Source organism: Clostridium sp. HBUAS56010, from assembly GCF_007115105.1.
GTDB lineage: Bacteria > Bacillota > Clostridia > Lachnospirales > Lachnospiraceae > Lacrimispora.
Genome location: NZ_SULJ01000047.1, coordinates 1 through 605 on the forward strand (window position 1 = coordinate 1; position 605 = coordinate 605).

Annotated in this window: 2 protein-coding genes; one reads left to right on the forward strand and one right to left on the reverse strand. The window is 39.8% G+C overall.

The window, feature by feature from the left end; translation table 11 throughout:
- Window positions 1-295, forward strand: a 295-nt coding sequence (locus FAY33_RS19830; protein WP_207706040.1) for a hypothetical protein, incomplete at its 5' end; no start/stop codon positions are given.
- 8 nt (window positions 296-303) lie between these two features.
- On the opposite strand, the gene FAY33_RS19750 is transcribed toward FAY33_RS19830, so the two are convergent.
- Window positions 304-605 (reverse strand): hypothetical protein (locus tag FAY33_RS19750; RefSeq protein WP_185967734.1); only part of this gene is annotated, 302 nt, incomplete at its 5' end.

A 605-nucleotide genomic window follows, 5' to 3' on the forward strand; every position in this document is an offset into this window, starting at 1 on the left:
AAATAGCAATTTAGTTTTAAAAGCAAACAGTAGTGATCTGCTTAAGGTAAAAATTGTATCTTATTCTGTAAGCTGTGGCACTTCTCAATCAGGCACCACTATGCCATACCGTAGTGATGGTGTAGACCTTACAGCAAAATCGGATTACCCTGCGGGCACGAAACTAATTATCCCGATCGCAGCCTATAGCGGCACAAAATATGGCATAATGGCGATAACATCGAATCGGTACCTTAATCTCAATGGTGACAATCTAACCTATACTTGCGCCGTTGCCTATTTGTATACTGATTAAATGATCATTTAGCCAAACTTTACGGCGAACCAATCAAAAGTTATAGTTTCATTCGGAATCGCAGCACCCGTATTATTGCGTAACTCTACGTCGAAGCCATGATTATACTTACCTATAACGTTAAGTACATTACTACCAACCCACATACCCTGCACGAACAGGTTATAATATTCGTTGGGTGCGTACTTGTTAAATTCTATATATATTTTACCATCGCTGTCCGTGGTTTTGAGGGTGGCTGTTCCGCCTGAAATATAAGCAAATTTCACACCGCCCATGTCACTACGTATATCAGCTAAATTGCTATTTA